Raw genomic sequence first — 12,988 nt, 5'->3', positions numbered from 1 at the left:
AATCAGTAGAAGTGAATGGTCATGGCCGACAGTTTCAACTTTGAACTCGTTTCCCCCGAGCGGCTGCTGCTTTCCGGCAGCGTGACCGCGGTCGTCATTCCGGCCTCGGAAGGCGAGATGACCGTCATGGCCAACCACGCGCCGACGATGACGACGATCCAGCCCGGCGTCGTGACGGTGACGTTCGCCGACGGCAAGACGGATCGCTATGTGGTGTTCGGCGGTTTTGCCGACATTCTGCCGACCGGTTGCACGCTGCTGGCGGAATCGGCCGTCCATATCGACGAGATCAGCCGCGACGACATCGCCAAGCGGATCGAGGTTGCCCGCGGCGAACTCGAGGCGGCGCCGAACGACGAGCATCGCGCCGGCATCGAGCGCTACATCGCCCAACTCGGCACGGTCCAGGGCACTATCCTGCCCGCCTGAAAGGCTGAGTAGACCGATCAGAACCCCGCTCCGGCGGGGTTTTTTGTTGAAATGGTGGAACTGCCATGGCCGAACCTGCTTTAACTACATGGCTAAGTAGGTCCGCGCGGCGGGACTATTTGCTTTAAAGCGAGGCAGTTTACTGCTTCAATGGCGGCCGGTGCCGTTAATGCCGGCCCTTTATGCGTTATGGAATGAGGATCGATGTCTCAGAAAATCATCCCCGTCATCATGGCGGGCGGAAAGGGTACGCGTCTGTGGCCCCTCTCGCGTTCGACGGCTCCGAAGCAGTTCATGGACCTGATGGGCAAGAAGACGCTGTTCCAGCGCACGCTCGAGCGGGTCGGCAACGAGGAGCTGTATGAGGCTCCGATCATCCTGACCAATGCGGAATTCCGCTTCCTCGTCGCCGAGCAGGCTCGGCTTATCGACCGGCCGCTCGCCAAGATCCTGCTGGAGCCCGTGGCGCGCAACACCGCGCCGGCGCTTGCGGTGGCAGCGCTGATCGTGGCGCGGGACTTCGGCGAGGACGCGATCATGCAGGTGCTGGCCTCCGACCACGAGATCGTCGAGAACGAGGTCTACTTCGGCAGCGTGGCCCGCGCGCGCGACGCCGCGGCGAAGGGGCGGCTCGTGACCTTCGGGATCACGCCGACGGAGCCTGCAACCGGATACGGCTATATCGAGAAGGGCGAGGAACTCGGCGGCGGCGCCTTCACCGTCAAGCGTTTCATCGAAAAGCCGGACCAGGAGAAGGCCGAGCGGCTGATCGCCGAAGGCGGCTATCTCTGGAACTCCGGGATGTTCATGCTCCCGGTCGGGCTCTTCCTGCAGGAGTTGCGGCAGCTTGCGCCCGATGTCATGGACGCAGCGACGCAGGCGGTGTCGGCATCGAAGGACGACCTGGATTTCGTGAGGCTGGACGAGGATGCCTTCTCCAAGGCGCCGGATATTTCGATCGACTACGCGATTTTCGAGAAGACGCCGATGGCCGCCGTTGTACCCTCGCCGATCGAGTGGTCGGACCTCGGCAGCTGGGATTCGGTCTGGAAGCTCGGCGCGCAGGATGACGATGGCAATGTCGCCGACGGTCGCACGACGCTGCTCGACACCCGCAACTCGCTGGTGCTGTCGAAGGACATCCATGTGGCCGTTCAGGGGCTTTCCGACATCGCCGTGATTGCCAGCGAGGACGCGGTCTATGTCGGGCGGATGGAGGACAGCCAGAACGTCGGCAAGCTGGTCAAGTTCCTCGCCTCGAAGAAGGCGACCGCACCGCTGACCGAAACCCATCGCACCTCCTATCGCCCATGGGGCGGCTATACGTCCGTGCTGAACGGCGATCGCTTCCAGGTGAAGCGGCTGTTCGTCAAGCCGGGGCGCAGGCTGTCGCTGCAGAAGCACCACCATCGTTCGGAGCACTGGATCGTCGTGCGCGGCACGGCCGAGGTGACCGTAGGCGAGCGCGTGATCCCGCTGCGCGAGAACGAATCGGTCTATATCCCGCAGGGCGAACTGCATCGGCTGGCCAACCCCGGCAAGATCCTGCTCGAGCTGATCGAGGTGCAGACCGGATCCTACCTGGGCGAGGACGACATCATCCGCATCGAGGACGAATTCGGGCGGGAATAGCCCATCCGGACGGGGGCGTTCAGACGAACCGCGCCCCCGTCGCGTCGACCCGGAGCACGGTCAGGCGGCCGGTGGCGAAGCAGCCGGTGTCGATGCCGATGCGGCCGGGTGCGAGCTCCGGCTCCGCGCACGGCGTGTGCCCATGCACCACGATCAGCGGCAGCCCCGGCCCCTCGGTCAAAAACGGCTCCCGGATCCAGATGAGGTCTTCGTCCTCCTGGTCGTGAAGGGCCACGGCGGGCCTTATGCCGGCATGGACGAAGAGATAGTTCCCGACATGCAGGAAGACCGGAAGGGTGGCCAGGAACGACTGGTGCGCCTGCGGGACCGCGCGCATGAGCCCAGCGCCGTCGCGCCACAGGGCCTCCTCCGGATCGATGCCATAGGATTCAAGCGTCACCGCGCCGCCGAAGTTCGGTCCGAGCCAGTACATCCAGCCGGACGGATCGCGCAGGAAGTTCAGGAACGTATCGTCGTGATTGCCACAAAGGGCAATCCGGGCGAGGCCGTCGTCGTGGGGCTTTGTCAGGTGCTCCAGCACGGCGGCCGATTGCGGGCCGCGATCGACATAGTCGCCGAGATAAACGACCAGCGCCTGTCCGCCCGAGCGCCGGGCCGCGTCCTTGCGGATGCGCTCCTCCGCCTCGATCATCTGGTCGTAGCAGCCGTGGATGTCGCCTACGGCATAGAGGGCAGGCGGCGTTCCCTCAAGGTGCAGCCGGCGCCTGGCGCGATGGCGGACCGGGATTTCGACGATGCGGTATGACGAAGGTTGCATCCTCGCAGCTTAGAGCATGACGCTGCTTCGGAGAACGCGTTTTCGTTCCGGCGTTCGCCGTTCCTACCGTGCGGTCATCGGGTGCTCCGGCATCGGCAGCCACTGGTCACGATTGAAGTAGTCCGGCAGGTATGTGTTCTTCGGCCGGGTGCGGTCCGGTGTGACGGTGAAGTTGTAGCGCGGCGTCTCGCCGAATTCCTTCTTGAGCTGGAAGCGGTTGCCGAACACGACGATATTGAATTCCCTCAGCGCCCGGATGTCGGCGAAAACCTCCGGCACGTCGCTCCAGCGCAGTTTTTCGAGGAAAACGTCGATCGCGGCGATGACGGCGTCGGTCATGGCGGCGCGGCTCTGCTCGTTCTCGAGGTTCAGCTTGATGCGAAACGAGCTGAACCGTTCCTCGTCGTTGCCGCGGATGGAGAGGTAGGCGGAGGTCTTCGGGCCATCGCCGTCGCCGGCGGTTGGAAACTCGCGGAAAGAGGTGCATTCCCACCCGCCGCCGGCCAGTCCCTCCTGCCAGCCGGCACTGGTGAAACCGACGGTCTCGATCGCATCGCACAACTGCTGCGGATCGCGCCGCAGCGGGCGGGTGAACTTCGTCTCCATCGGAACGATGCGCGAGACTAGCCTTTCGGGGATCTCGACGTGCGGCCGAGGGATCCTGTTGCCGCGGATCTCGTAGGAGCGCGGCTCCCTTGCCGCCTGCTGCGACTGGATAGGGGGATAGCCGAAGCGGTGAAGAACCCTGTTCAGGTTGCGGTAGTCGTTGGCGAGCAGCACGGTGGCCGCGATGGCAGAGAGGATGCCCAGCGTCAGCAGCGCAAACAGGATCTTGCCGGATCTGCCCTTCTTCTGGTCCGCCATGCGGTCAATGACGTCGCCCGAGCGCTGCGAGGTCCACCGGACCGGTTCGGGCCGGTCGGCCGGTGGCGCCGGGACTGCCGGCGTCCGGTGATAGGGCACAATGCGGCGCCCGGCAAGCGGAGCGGCCGCACGAGGGTGTGATCAGGCAGCGGCTCCGTCGGGCGCTGCCAGCGCGGCATGCAGGTCGAGCACTTCCTGCGGGGAGGTCCGGAAGCGCGGCAGGCCGAGATAGTAGCCGTAGCCGGTCCTGAGGCTCCTGGTGCCGAGCGTGACCAGCCGGCCGTCGTCCAGCGCTTCCTGCAGGAGGCCGAGGCTGCCGAGCGCCACGCCGTCGCCGCGGATCGCGGCGTCGACCGCCATCAGGTAGGTCGAAAACGTGAAGCGCGGCTGCGCCGCTCTTGCCTCGCTGCGCACGCCGAGCCTGTCGAACCACTGGCGAAAGGAGACCCAGTTGGCATTGAAACGGTCATAGTCGATCAGGTCGAGGCGGGCGAGATCCGCGGGCGTCAACGCTGCGGGATCGTCGATCTGGCGGCTGCGCAGGTAATCGGGGGCAGCGACCGGTGCCAGTTCCTCGGCGAGAAGGGGGGTCAGCGACCAGCGGGGGTGCTCGCCCAGGCAATAGAGGATGACGAGGTCGTTATTTTCCGAGGCGAGGTCGGAGGGGCTGTCGGAGGTGAGCAGGCGGATAGACAGGCCGGCATTCGCCTTGCCGAAGTCGCGCAGCCGCCGGCCGAGCCAGAGATGGGAGACCGAGCCGCTGGCTGCGATCGAAATCGTCTGCCCGGCACCGGTGCGGAACGGCTCGAGGCTTTCCTCCAGATAGTCCAGCGTGGCGCGGACGCGCTGGAACAGCCGCTCTCCGGGCGGCGTTAACTCCAGGTTCTTGCCGCGACGGATGAAAAGGTCGGCGCCGAGGTGCCCTTCCAGCCCCTTGATGCGGCGGCTAACGGCGGCCTGCGTGATGTGCAACTCGCGGCCGGCGCGCGAGAAGTTCATGTGGCGGCAGGCGGCGTCGAAGACGCGGAAGGCTTCGAGGGGAATCTTGTCAAGCATGGGCCCATCATGATCTCAGGTTATCGAAATTCCTGAAATTTCGATGGATTTGAAAATATCAGATCGTGATGCAGGGTAAAGGCTCCGATTTCCGGGCCTCAGGAGCCGCTCGTGCCGTTCACCACCTCTTTCGTTCCGGAAATCCGCTTCGGGAACAATCTCCACGAGACGATCGGCAAGGCCGCCAAGGAGTTCGGCGCGGGGTGTGCGGCGATTGTGATAGACGGTTTCCTGGCGCAGGCGGGGCTCGCCGATGCGATTGCCGCGCAACTTTCCGGGGAGGGCATCGAGAGCCGGACCTTTTCGGGCTTCTCCGGAGAGCCGAAGCTGAAGCATGTCCGCGAGGCGACGGCGGTGGTCGCCGGATGCGACCTCGTGATCGGTGTTGGTGGCGGATCGGCGCTGGACATCGCCAAGATCGCGGCCTGCTGCGCAGCCTCCGGCGAGGACGCGATGCACTATGCGCTCGCCGCCAATCCGCTGCCGGAAAACCCGTTGAAGAAGATCCTGGTGCCGACCACTGCCGGGACCGGCTCGGAGACTTCGGCAACGAACATCTTCGCAAGTGCGGAGGGCAAGAAGCTGTGGATCTGGGGGCGAGAGACGAAGGCGGACCTGGTGCTGCTCGACCCGGTGCTGACGGCGACGCTTTCCGCGACGCTGACTGCCTGGTGCGGGCTCGACGCCTTCATCCATGCCTTCGAGGCGGCCACAAACCGGAACACGCATGCCGGCGGCCAGTTCTATGCGCATGAAGCGCTGCAACTCCTGTCCGGAGCGCTGGAGACCGCGGTCAGGGAGCCGCGCAATCTGGAGGCACGCGGCAAGGTGCTGATCGGGTCCTGCTATGCCGGCATCGCCATCGACAATTGCGGCACGGCGGTCGCGCACAACATCAGCCATGCGCTGGCAGGGCTTGCGACGGTCCATCACGGGCTTGCAACCGCGCTTGCCTTCGAGGCCACGCTCGGTTGGCTGGTCGAGGCGGACACGCCGGACCTGAAGGCCGCGGCCCGGGCCTGCAGGGTGGAATCGGCATCCGATCTGCCTGCCTTCGTCTCGGGCCTGATGGACCGCGCGGGGATCGAACGCGCGCTGCCTGAGGCCTTTTCCGGCTACGATGCCGCAGCACTGGCAGGCGAGATGCGCGCACCCGAGAACCAGCCCATGCGGCGCTCGACCGTCCGCGAGATTTCCGATGCCGATATCGATGCCTTCGCTCGGCGCATGATGGCGCTGCCGAAGACGCTCTGACTTTCGAGGTGAGACATGACCACGCAATTGAGCCGTGACCACTGGGAAAAGGTGCTGGCTGAAGTGAGGCTCGAGGGCCGCCACTTCATCGACGGCGCCTTCCGGCCCTCGCTTTCGGGCGAGACCTTCACCCGCATCCGCCCGATGGACGGCAAGCCGGGTGGCACGCTGGCGCGCGGCAATGCCGCCGATATCGATGCGGCCGTTTCGGCCGCGCGTGCAGCCTTCGATGCCGGGACTTGGCGCCACAAGGAACCGGGCGAGAAAAAGCGGATCATGCTGGCCTGGGCGGAACTGATCCGTGCCCATGGCGAGGAACTCGCCATGCTCGAGACGATCGATGTCGGCAAGCCGGTGATGGCCTCGCTCAATGTCGACGTGCGCCTCTGCGCCGACGGCATCCAGTACTATGGCGAGATGATCGACAAGATGTACGACGAGATCGCGCCGACCGGACCGAAGGCGCGCGCCCTCGTCCGTAAGGTGCCGCTCGGCGTCATCGGCGCGATCACGCCGTGGAACTATCCGTTGATCATCGACGCCTGGAAGCTGGGGCCGGCGATCGCGGCCGGGAACTCCGTGGTGCTGAAGCCTGCGGAGCAATCGTCGCTCTCGGCGCTGCGGCTTGCGGCACTTGCGGTCGAGGCCGGGCTTCCGGCCGGCGTGCTCAACGTCGTCACGGGTTATGGCCAGGACACCGGCAGGCCGCTGGCGCTGCACATGGACGTCGACATGATCGCGTTCACCGGCTCCACCGAGGTCGGCAAGCTGATCATGGGCTATGCTGCGCAATCGAACGTCAAGCGGGTGGCGCTGGAACTCGGCGGCAAGTCGCCGCTGGTCGTGTTCGACGATGCCGACCTCGACGCTGCGGCATCGGCTGTGGCCTGGGGATGCTTCTACAATTCCGGCGAGACCTGCCATGCCTCGACGCGGCTGCTCGTCCAGCGCTCGGTACAGGACAGGCTGATCGAGAAGATCAGGGACGTCGCCGACCGCGAGATCGCGCTGAAGCATCCGCTCGACCCCACAGCGCAGATCGGCGCGCTAATCGAGGAGGCGCATATGCACAAGGTGCTGTCCATGATCGCAGACGGAGAGCAGCAGGGTGCGCGCCGCGCCTTCGGGGCCGAACGGGTGCTTTCGGAGACCGGCGGCTACTATGTCTCGCCGGGGGTCTTCGTCGACGTATCCAACGACATGCGGATCGCGCGGCAGGAAATCTTCGGCCCGGTGCTGGCGGCCATTCCTTTCGATACGGAGGAAGAAGCGCTCGCCATCGCCAACGACACGATCTACGGCCTGGCCGGCGCCGTCTTCACGAAGGACATGGACCGCGCGCACCGCTTCTCCGAGGCGCTGCATGCCGGTACGGTGTGGATCAACACCTACGACATGTCGAGTTTCGCCACACCCTTCGGCGGTTTCAAGCAGTCTGGCTTCGGGCGCGACCGGTCGGTGCATGCGATCGACAAGTATTGCGACTACAAGACCATCTGGCAGCAGTTCGGTTGACGGCGATTGGGCTAAGCCGCCCCTCACCCTAGCCCTCTCCCCGTCCCGACGGGGAGAGGGGACGTGGCTCGCACAACGCCGGCGAGAAACGGAGAGGGCACGGCATATCCCTTCTCCCCGTCAGAACGGGGAGAAGGTGGCGGCAGCCGGATGAGGGGCGGGTGCCGCGCAAGAACACGAGAGGGAGCAGTACCCATGAGCAAGATCACATCCATCGAGATCTCCCACCACCGGCTGCCGCTCGATCCGCCATTCAAGGCGAGCTGGGACGGCAGGCCGCGGCATCACTTCGATGCGACGATCGTCCGGGTGCGCGACGACGAGGGCCGGGAGGGCATCGGTTCGGGCGACCTGATGAAGGGGTTCGAGGGGCACGAGGACCTGTTTATCGGCCAGGATCCGCGCCATCTGGAGCGGCACTACGAGGTGCTGTCGCACATCAATTTTCACTATGGCCGCTGCTGGCCGCTGGACCTGGCGCTGTGGGACCTGTCCGGCAAGATCATCGGCGAGCCGGTCTGGCGCATGCTTGGTGGACGCGCCGATCGGGTCCGGCTCTACGCTTCCTCCGGCGTTCTGCGGGAGCCGTCCGCCATGGCCGAGCAGGCCGAGCGCTATATCTCGGAGGGGTTTCCGGCGATGAAGGTGCGCTTCTCGTCGTCTGCCGGCGGTCGCAACGGATGGCGCGACGACGTCCGCGCGTTGGAGGCGATCCGCGCGCGGGTCGGCGATCGGCTGGAGCTGATGGTCGACTGCAACCAGGGTTGGCGGATGCCATGGGATACGACGCTGCCCTGGACCTTCAAGGATGCGCTGGCAGTTGCCAGGGAGCTTGAGCGGCTCGGGATATACTGGATGGAGGAGCCGCTGCATCGCTCCGACCGAAAGGGCATGAAGGCACTGAAGGAGGCGACCTCGGTGCGGATCGCCGGCGGCGAGATGACGCGCGAGCTCTACGAATTCCGCGATATCATCGAGGAACGGGCCTTCGACGTGATCCAGCCGGACGTGGCCCTGGTCGGCGGCATCACCGGCTGCCGCAGGCTTGCCTACCAGGCGCGCGAGGCGGGTGTGACCTTTACGCCGCACAGCTGGACCAACGGTATCGGCGTTCTGGCCAACGCTCACCTGACGGCCGGCTGTGGCGATGCGCCCTTCCTGGAATATCCCTACGACAACCCCGAGTGGAGCGAGGCCCGCCGCGACTATCCGCTAGTGATGCCGCTGCAACACAAGGGTGGTTGGCTGGAGCTCGGCGAGGCGCCCGGGCTTGGCATTGTACTGGATGAGAACCGGTTGAAGGCGACGCGGATCTGAACGGATCGGCCGAGGAAGTCTAGCGACTGCCAGCGCCCGCGCTGCATGGCGCAATGCGCCTGTTCCTTGCCGAAAACAGAACCGCCCGGAAGTCTCCCTCCGGGCGGCGCTTTGGTCAGGGTCCAGGTCCGCTTGGACCCTGTTTTCGTGCGATCACTTCGCCTGCCAGCTCTTGACGAGTTCGTCGTAGTTGACGGTGAGGGGCTTTTCTTTCTCGTCTGCAATCTTCAACTGCGGAGCCAGGTTGCCCTTGGAAACGGCGTCCTTGTTCCAGTAGTCGATGTCATGCTCTTCGGCGAGCTTCGGGCCCATGTCGCCCATGACGCCGGCGCGTTCCAGGCGGCTCAGGACCTGCTCCTGCTCGGCGCAAAGCGAGTCCATGGCTTCCTGGGCGGTCTTGGCGCCGGAAGACGCATCACCGATCGCCTGCCACCACAGCTGGGCGAGCTTCGGATAGTCTGGGATGTTCGTGCCGGTCGGCGACCACTGAACGCGGGCCGGCGAACGGTAGAACTCGATGAGACCACCGAGCTTCGGTGCACGTTCCGTGAAGGACTTGTGGGCGATCGAGGATTCGCGGATGAGCGTCAGGCCGACATGGCTCTTCTTCACGTCCACGGTCTTCGAGGTCACGAACTGCGCATAGAGCCAGGCCGCCTTGGCGCGGTCGTCAGGCGTGGACTTCAGCAGCGTCCAGGAACCCACGTCCTGGTAGCCGAGCTTCATGCCGTCCTTCCAGTAGACGCCGTGCGGCGACGGGGCGAAACGCCACTTCGGCGTGCCGTCCTCGTTGACGACCGGCAGGCCCGGCTTCACGAAGTCGGCGGTGAACGCCGTATAGGTGAACATCTGCTGGGCGACTTCGCCCTGCGAAGGAACCGGGCCGGATTCCGAGAAGGTCATGCCCTGCGCGGCCGCCGGCGCGTAGGCCTTCAGCCACTGCAAATACTTCTCGATCGAATAGACCGCAGCTGGGCCGTTGGTGTCGCCACCGCGGGCAACGCAAGACCCGACCGGCTGTGACTTCTCGTTGACCTTGATGCCCCACTCGTCGACAGGAAGGCCGTTCGGAATGCCCTTGTCGCCGTTGCCGGCCATCGACAGCCAGGCATCGGTGAAGCGCCAGCCGAGCGAGGGGTCCTTCTTGCCGTAGTCCATGTGGCCATAGACCTTCTTGCCGTCGATTTCGCGACCGGTGAAGAACTCGGCGATGTCCTCGTAAGCAGACCAGTTGACCGGAACGCCGAGGTCGTAGCCATACTTGGCCTTGAAGTCCGCCTTGTTCTTCTCGTCGTTGAACCAGTCGTAGCGGAACCAGTAGAGGTTCGCGAACTGCTGGTCCGGCAACTGGTAGAGCTTGCCATCAGGAGCTGTCGTGAACGAGGTGCCGATGAAGTCGGCGAGGTCGAGGCCCGGGTTGGTGACGTCCTTGCCCTCGTTGGCCATGAAGTCGGTCAGCGAGCGGGCCTGCTGGTAGCGCCAGTGCGTGCCGATCAGGTCCGAATCGTTGACATAGGCGTCGTAGATGTTTTCGCCCGACTGCATCTGCGTCTGGAGCTTCTCGATAACATCGCCTTCACCGATCAGGTCGTGGGTGATCTTGATTCCAGTGATGTCCGAGAATGCCTTTGCCAGAACCTTGGACTCATATTCATGCGTGGTGATCGTCTCCGACACGACCTTGATGTCCATGCCGGCAAAGGGCTTGGCGGCGTCGATGAACCATTGCATTTCCGCTTCCTGTGCGGCGCGGTCGAGGCTCGACATGTCGCCGATCTCGGCGTCGAGGAATTTCTTCGCGGCCTCCATGTCCGCGAATGCCGTGCCGGTAAAGGCCAGCAGCATGGCTGCAGTCGTTGTCATCAGATGCTTTCGCATAGTTTTCCTCCCTCAGGGTTTGCGAATGCGGGTTGAAGGACCGGAGCTCCGGTCCTTCGAGCTTGGATGCGTCAGACGTAGCGGAACACGCCGATGGCGTAGACCACGCTCAAGGCGAGTGCCCACCACAGGTTGGGGCCGATGAGCCCCAGCCATGCGAGATTGATGAATGCCGAGCCGAGCAGCGAGATGAACAGCCGGTCGCCGCGTGTCGTCTCGAAGCGCAGGATGCCGATGCGCGGATTTCCTCCCGGCCGCGCGTATTCCCAGACCGCCATCAGCGCCAGCAGCGTGAAGATGGTGAGGAAGAACATGGCCGTCGGAAACGACCATGCCATCCAGCCGCCGGGCACGAGCGGCGCGAACCAGTCGCGCCCGCCGTCCTTGACCGGCAGCGACATGACCAGCACCGCGGCTGCGAGCGCATAGATGACCAGCACGGCCAGGAGCGCCAGCGGCCAGCGGCTGTTGTTGTTCGTGGTTGCGGCCATCAGACCCTCCCGAGCGCGAAGCCCTTGGCGATGTAGTTGCGGACGAAATAGATGACGAGTGCGCCGGGGATGATGGTGAGCACGCCGGCTGCCGCCAGCACGCCCCAGTCCATGCCCGAGGCCGAGACCGTGCGGGTCATCGTGGCGGCGATCGGCTTGGCGTCCGTCGTCGTCAGCGTGCGGGCGATCAGGAGCTCGACCCAGGAGAACATGAAGCAGAAGAAGGCGGCGACGCCGATGCCGGATGCGATCAGCGGCACGAAGATCTTGCCGAAGAACTTCGGAAACGAGTAGCCGTCGATATAGGCGGTCTCGTCGATTTCCTTCGGCACGCCCGACATGAAGCCCTCCAGGATCCAGACGGCGAGCGGCACGTTGAACAGGCAATGGGCGAGTGCGACGGCGATGTGCGTGTCGATCAGGCCGAAGGCCGAATAGAGCTGGAAGAAGGGCAGGGCGAAGACCGCCGGCGGCGCCATGCGGTTCGTCAGCAGCCAGAAGAACAGGTGCTTGTCGCCGAGGAAACGGTAGCGCGAGAAGGCATAGGCCGCCGGCAGGGCGACTGCGACCGAGATCGCCGTGTTCATCACCACGTAGAGGATCGAGTTGATGTAGCCCGAATACCAGGCGGGATCGGTAAAGATCACTGCATAGTTCCTGAGCGTCGGATTCTGCGGCCAGAGCGAGAAGGTGCCGGTGATCTCGCTGTTCGTCTTGAAGCTCATGTTGACGAGCCAGTAGATCGGCAGCATCAGGAAGACGATATAGAGGGTCGGCACCAGCCAGCCAAAGCTGCGGCGCGGTGCCCCTTCGGCCGTCAGCGTTTGCGGGCGCGCCTGGGCTGTTGCGGTCGCAGCGGCCGATGCGGTGGTTTCTGTTTGAACGCGGGCGATCATCTCGTCCTCCTCAGGCCTGTTCGTCGCTGCTGGTCATGACCGTGTAGAAGATCCACGACAGAAGCAGGATGATGAGGAAGTAGATGAGCGACATGGCTGCGGCCGGCCCGAGGTCGAACTGGCCGATCGCCATCTTGACGAGGTCGATCGACAGGAAGGTGGTCGAGTTACCGGGGCCGCCGCCGGTGACGACGAAGGGTTCGGTATAGATCATGAAACTGTCCATGAAGCGCAGAAGGAAGGCGATCAGCAGCACGCGCTTCATCTTCGGCAGCTGGATGTAGCGGAAGACGGCCCAGCGCGAGGCGCCGTCGATCTTGGCGGCCTGGTAGTAGGCTTCGGGGATCGAGACGAGGCCGGCATAGCAGAGCAGCACGACGAGGCTCGTCCAGTGCCAGACGTCCATGACGATCAGCGTCAGCCAGGCGTCGAAGACGTCGTTGACGTAGTTGTAGTCGAAGCCGAGTGCCTTCAGCGTGAAGCCGAGCAGGCCAATGTCGACGCGACCGAAGACCTGCCAGATCGTGCCGACCACGTTCCAGGGGATGAGCAAGGGCAGCGCCATCAGCACGAGGCAGACCGGCACGCCGATGCCCTTCTTGGGCATGTTCAGCGCGATCAGGATGCCGAGCGGGATCTCGATCGAAAGAATGATCGCCGAGAACAGGAGATTGCGGCCGAGCGCCTGCCAGAAGCGGTCCGAATGTAGGATCTTCACGAACCAGTCGGTGCCGGCCCAGAAGAACTGGTTGTTGCCGAACGTGTCTTGCACTGAATAGTTCACCACTGTCATCAGCGGGATGACGGCCGAGAAGGCCACCAGCAGCAGCACCGGCAGGACCATGAACCAGGCCTTGTTGTTCCAGGTTCTATCCATG

Annotated in this window: 12 protein-coding genes; 5 read left to right on the top strand and 7 right to left on the bottom strand. The window is 64.4% G+C overall.

What is annotated here, in order from left to right; genetic code table 11:
- The first annotated feature begins 21 nt into the window (after positions 1 to 21).
- Positions 22 to 429 (top strand): F0F1 ATP synthase subunit epsilon, encoded by a 408-nt coding sequence (locus tag GGQ64_RS10020; RefSeq protein WP_183803037.1) that lies wholly within the window; start codon positions 22 to 24, stop codon positions 427 to 429.
- A 204-nt stretch (positions 430 to 633) separates the two neighbouring features.
- Positions 634 to 2,061 (top strand): mannose-1-phosphate guanylyltransferase/mannose-6-phosphate isomerase, encoded by a 1,428-nt coding sequence (locus tag GGQ64_RS10015; RefSeq protein WP_183803034.1) that lies wholly within the window; start codon positions 634 to 636, stop codon positions 2,059 to 2,061.
- A gap of 19 nt (positions 2,062 to 2,080) precedes the next feature.
- On the opposite strand, the gene GGQ64_RS10010 is transcribed toward GGQ64_RS10015, so the two are convergent.
- The 3 genes from GGQ64_RS10010 to GGQ64_RS10000 all read right to left on the bottom strand — a co-directional run bounded on the left by GGQ64_RS10010 (position 2,081) and on the right by GGQ64_RS10000 (position 4,759).
- Complete coding sequence (locus GGQ64_RS10010) at positions 2,081 to 2,839, bottom strand: metallophosphoesterase family protein (RefSeq protein WP_183803031.1); 759 nt, start codon at positions 2,837 to 2,839, stop codon at positions 2,081 to 2,083.
- A gap of 63 nt (positions 2,840 to 2,902) precedes the next feature.
- The gene (locus GGQ64_RS10005) at positions 2,903 to 3,802 is read right to left on the bottom strand and encodes a DUF6030 family protein (RefSeq protein WP_210300215.1); all 900 of its coding nucleotides are present in this window, start codon (positions 3,800 to 3,802) and stop codon (positions 2,903 to 2,905) included.
- Between the two features lie 42 nt (positions 3,803 to 3,844).
- Complete coding sequence (locus GGQ64_RS10000) at positions 3,845 to 4,759, bottom strand: LysR substrate-binding domain-containing protein (protein WP_183803026.1); 915 nt, start codon at positions 4,757 to 4,759, stop codon at positions 3,845 to 3,847.
- Between the two features lie 111 nt (positions 4,760 to 4,870).
- Here GGQ64_RS10000 and GGQ64_RS09995 point away from each other — a divergent pair, with 111 nt between their 5' ends.
- The 3 genes from GGQ64_RS09995 (at position 4,871) to GGQ64_RS09985 (ending at position 8,845) form a co-directional block, all read left to right on the top strand.
- Positions 4,871 to 6,013, top strand: a complete 1,143-nt coding sequence (locus GGQ64_RS09995; RefSeq protein ID WP_183803023.1) for an iron-containing alcohol dehydrogenase — start codon at positions 4,871 to 4,873, stop codon at positions 6,011 to 6,013.
- A 15-nt stretch (positions 6,014 to 6,028) separates the two neighbouring features.
- On the top strand, positions 6,029 to 7,528 hold the full coding sequence (locus GGQ64_RS09990) for an aldehyde dehydrogenase family protein (protein ID WP_183803020.1): 1,500 nt from the start codon (positions 6,029 to 6,031) through the stop codon (positions 7,526 to 7,528).
- A 195-nt stretch (positions 7,529 to 7,723) separates the two neighbouring features.
- Positions 7,724 to 8,845 carry a mandelate racemase/muconate lactonizing enzyme family protein gene (locus GGQ64_RS09985; RefSeq protein ID WP_183803017.1) on the top strand — a complete coding sequence of 374 codons (1,122 nt, stop codon included), beginning with the start codon at positions 7,724 to 7,726 and terminating at the stop codon, positions 8,843 to 8,845.
- A gap of 153 nt (positions 8,846 to 8,998) precedes the next feature.
- Here the strand turns inward: GGQ64_RS09985 and GGQ64_RS09980 are convergent, their stop codons facing one another.
- The 4 genes from GGQ64_RS09980 to GGQ64_RS09965 all read right to left on the bottom strand — a co-directional run bounded on the left by GGQ64_RS09980 (position 8,999) and on the right by GGQ64_RS09965 (position 12,987).
- Positions 8,999 to 10,723: an ABC transporter substrate-binding protein gene (locus GGQ64_RS09980; RefSeq protein WP_183803014.1), complete on the bottom strand. Its 1,725-nt coding sequence runs from the start codon at positions 10,721 to 10,723 to the stop codon at positions 8,999 to 9,001.
- A gap of 71 nt (positions 10,724 to 10,794) precedes the next feature.
- Positions 10,795 to 11,214 (bottom strand): DUF2160 domain-containing protein, encoded by a 420-nt coding sequence (locus tag GGQ64_RS09975; protein ID WP_183803011.1) that lies wholly within the window; start codon positions 11,212 to 11,214, stop codon positions 10,795 to 10,797.
- The gene (locus GGQ64_RS09970; RefSeq protein WP_246422562.1) at positions 11,214 to 12,110 is read right to left on the bottom strand and encodes a carbohydrate ABC transporter permease; all 897 of its coding nucleotides are present in this window, start codon (positions 12,108 to 12,110) and stop codon (positions 11,214 to 11,216) included. The genes GGQ64_RS09975 and GGQ64_RS09970 overlap by 1 nt, the downstream gene beginning before the upstream one ends.
- Positions 12,111 to 12,120: 10 nt before the next feature.
- Positions 12,121 to 12,987, bottom strand: coding sequence for a carbohydrate ABC transporter permease (locus GGQ64_RS09965; protein ID WP_183803008.1), 867 nt, complete (start codon positions 12,985 to 12,987; stop codon positions 12,121 to 12,123).
- Position 12,988 lies beyond the last annotated feature (1 nt).

Origin of the sequence: Mycoplana azooxidifex, assembly GCF_014196765.1 — a bacterium.
GTDB classification, from domain to species: domain Bacteria; phylum Pseudomonadota; class Alphaproteobacteria; order Rhizobiales; family Rhizobiaceae; genus Mycoplana; species Mycoplana azooxidifex.
This window is presented reverse-complemented; position numbering and strand designations above follow the sequence as displayed.

Coding starts and splice junctions, on each gene's coding strand:
- GGQ64_RS10020 (WP_183803037.1), top strand. CDS start 22: ATGGCCGACAGTTTCAACTTTGAACTCGTTTCCCCCGAGCGGCTGCTG.
- GGQ64_RS09975 (WP_183803011.1), bottom strand. CDS start 11,214: ATGGCCGCAACCACGAACAACAACAGCCGCTGGCCGCTGGCGCTCCTG.
- GGQ64_RS10010 (WP_183803031.1), bottom strand. CDS start 2,839: ATGCAACCTTCGTCATACCGCATCGTCGAAATCCCGGTCCGCCATCGC.
- GGQ64_RS10015 (WP_183803034.1), top strand. CDS start 634: ATGTCTCAGAAAATCATCCCCGTCATCATGGCGGGCGGAAAGGGTACG.
- GGQ64_RS09985 (WP_183803017.1), top strand. CDS start 7,724: ATGAGCAAGATCACATCCATCGAGATCTCCCACCACCGGCTGCCGCTC.
- GGQ64_RS10000 (WP_183803026.1), bottom strand. CDS start 4,759: ATGCTTGACAAGATTCCCCTCGAAGCCTTCCGCGTCTTCGACGCCGCC.
- GGQ64_RS09990 (WP_183803020.1), top strand. CDS start 6,029: ATGACCACGCAATTGAGCCGTGACCACTGGGAAAAGGTGCTGGCTGAA.
- GGQ64_RS09965 (WP_183803008.1), bottom strand. CDS start 12,987: ATGGATAGAACCTGGAACAACAAGGCCTGGTTCATGGTCCTGCCGGTG.
- GGQ64_RS09980 (WP_183803014.1), bottom strand. CDS start 10,723: ATGCGAAAGCATCTGATGACAACGACTGCAGCCATGCTGCTGGCCTTT.
- GGQ64_RS09970 (WP_246422562.1), bottom strand. CDS start 12,110: ATGATCGCCCGCGTTCAAACAGAAACCACCGCATCGGCCGCTGCGACC.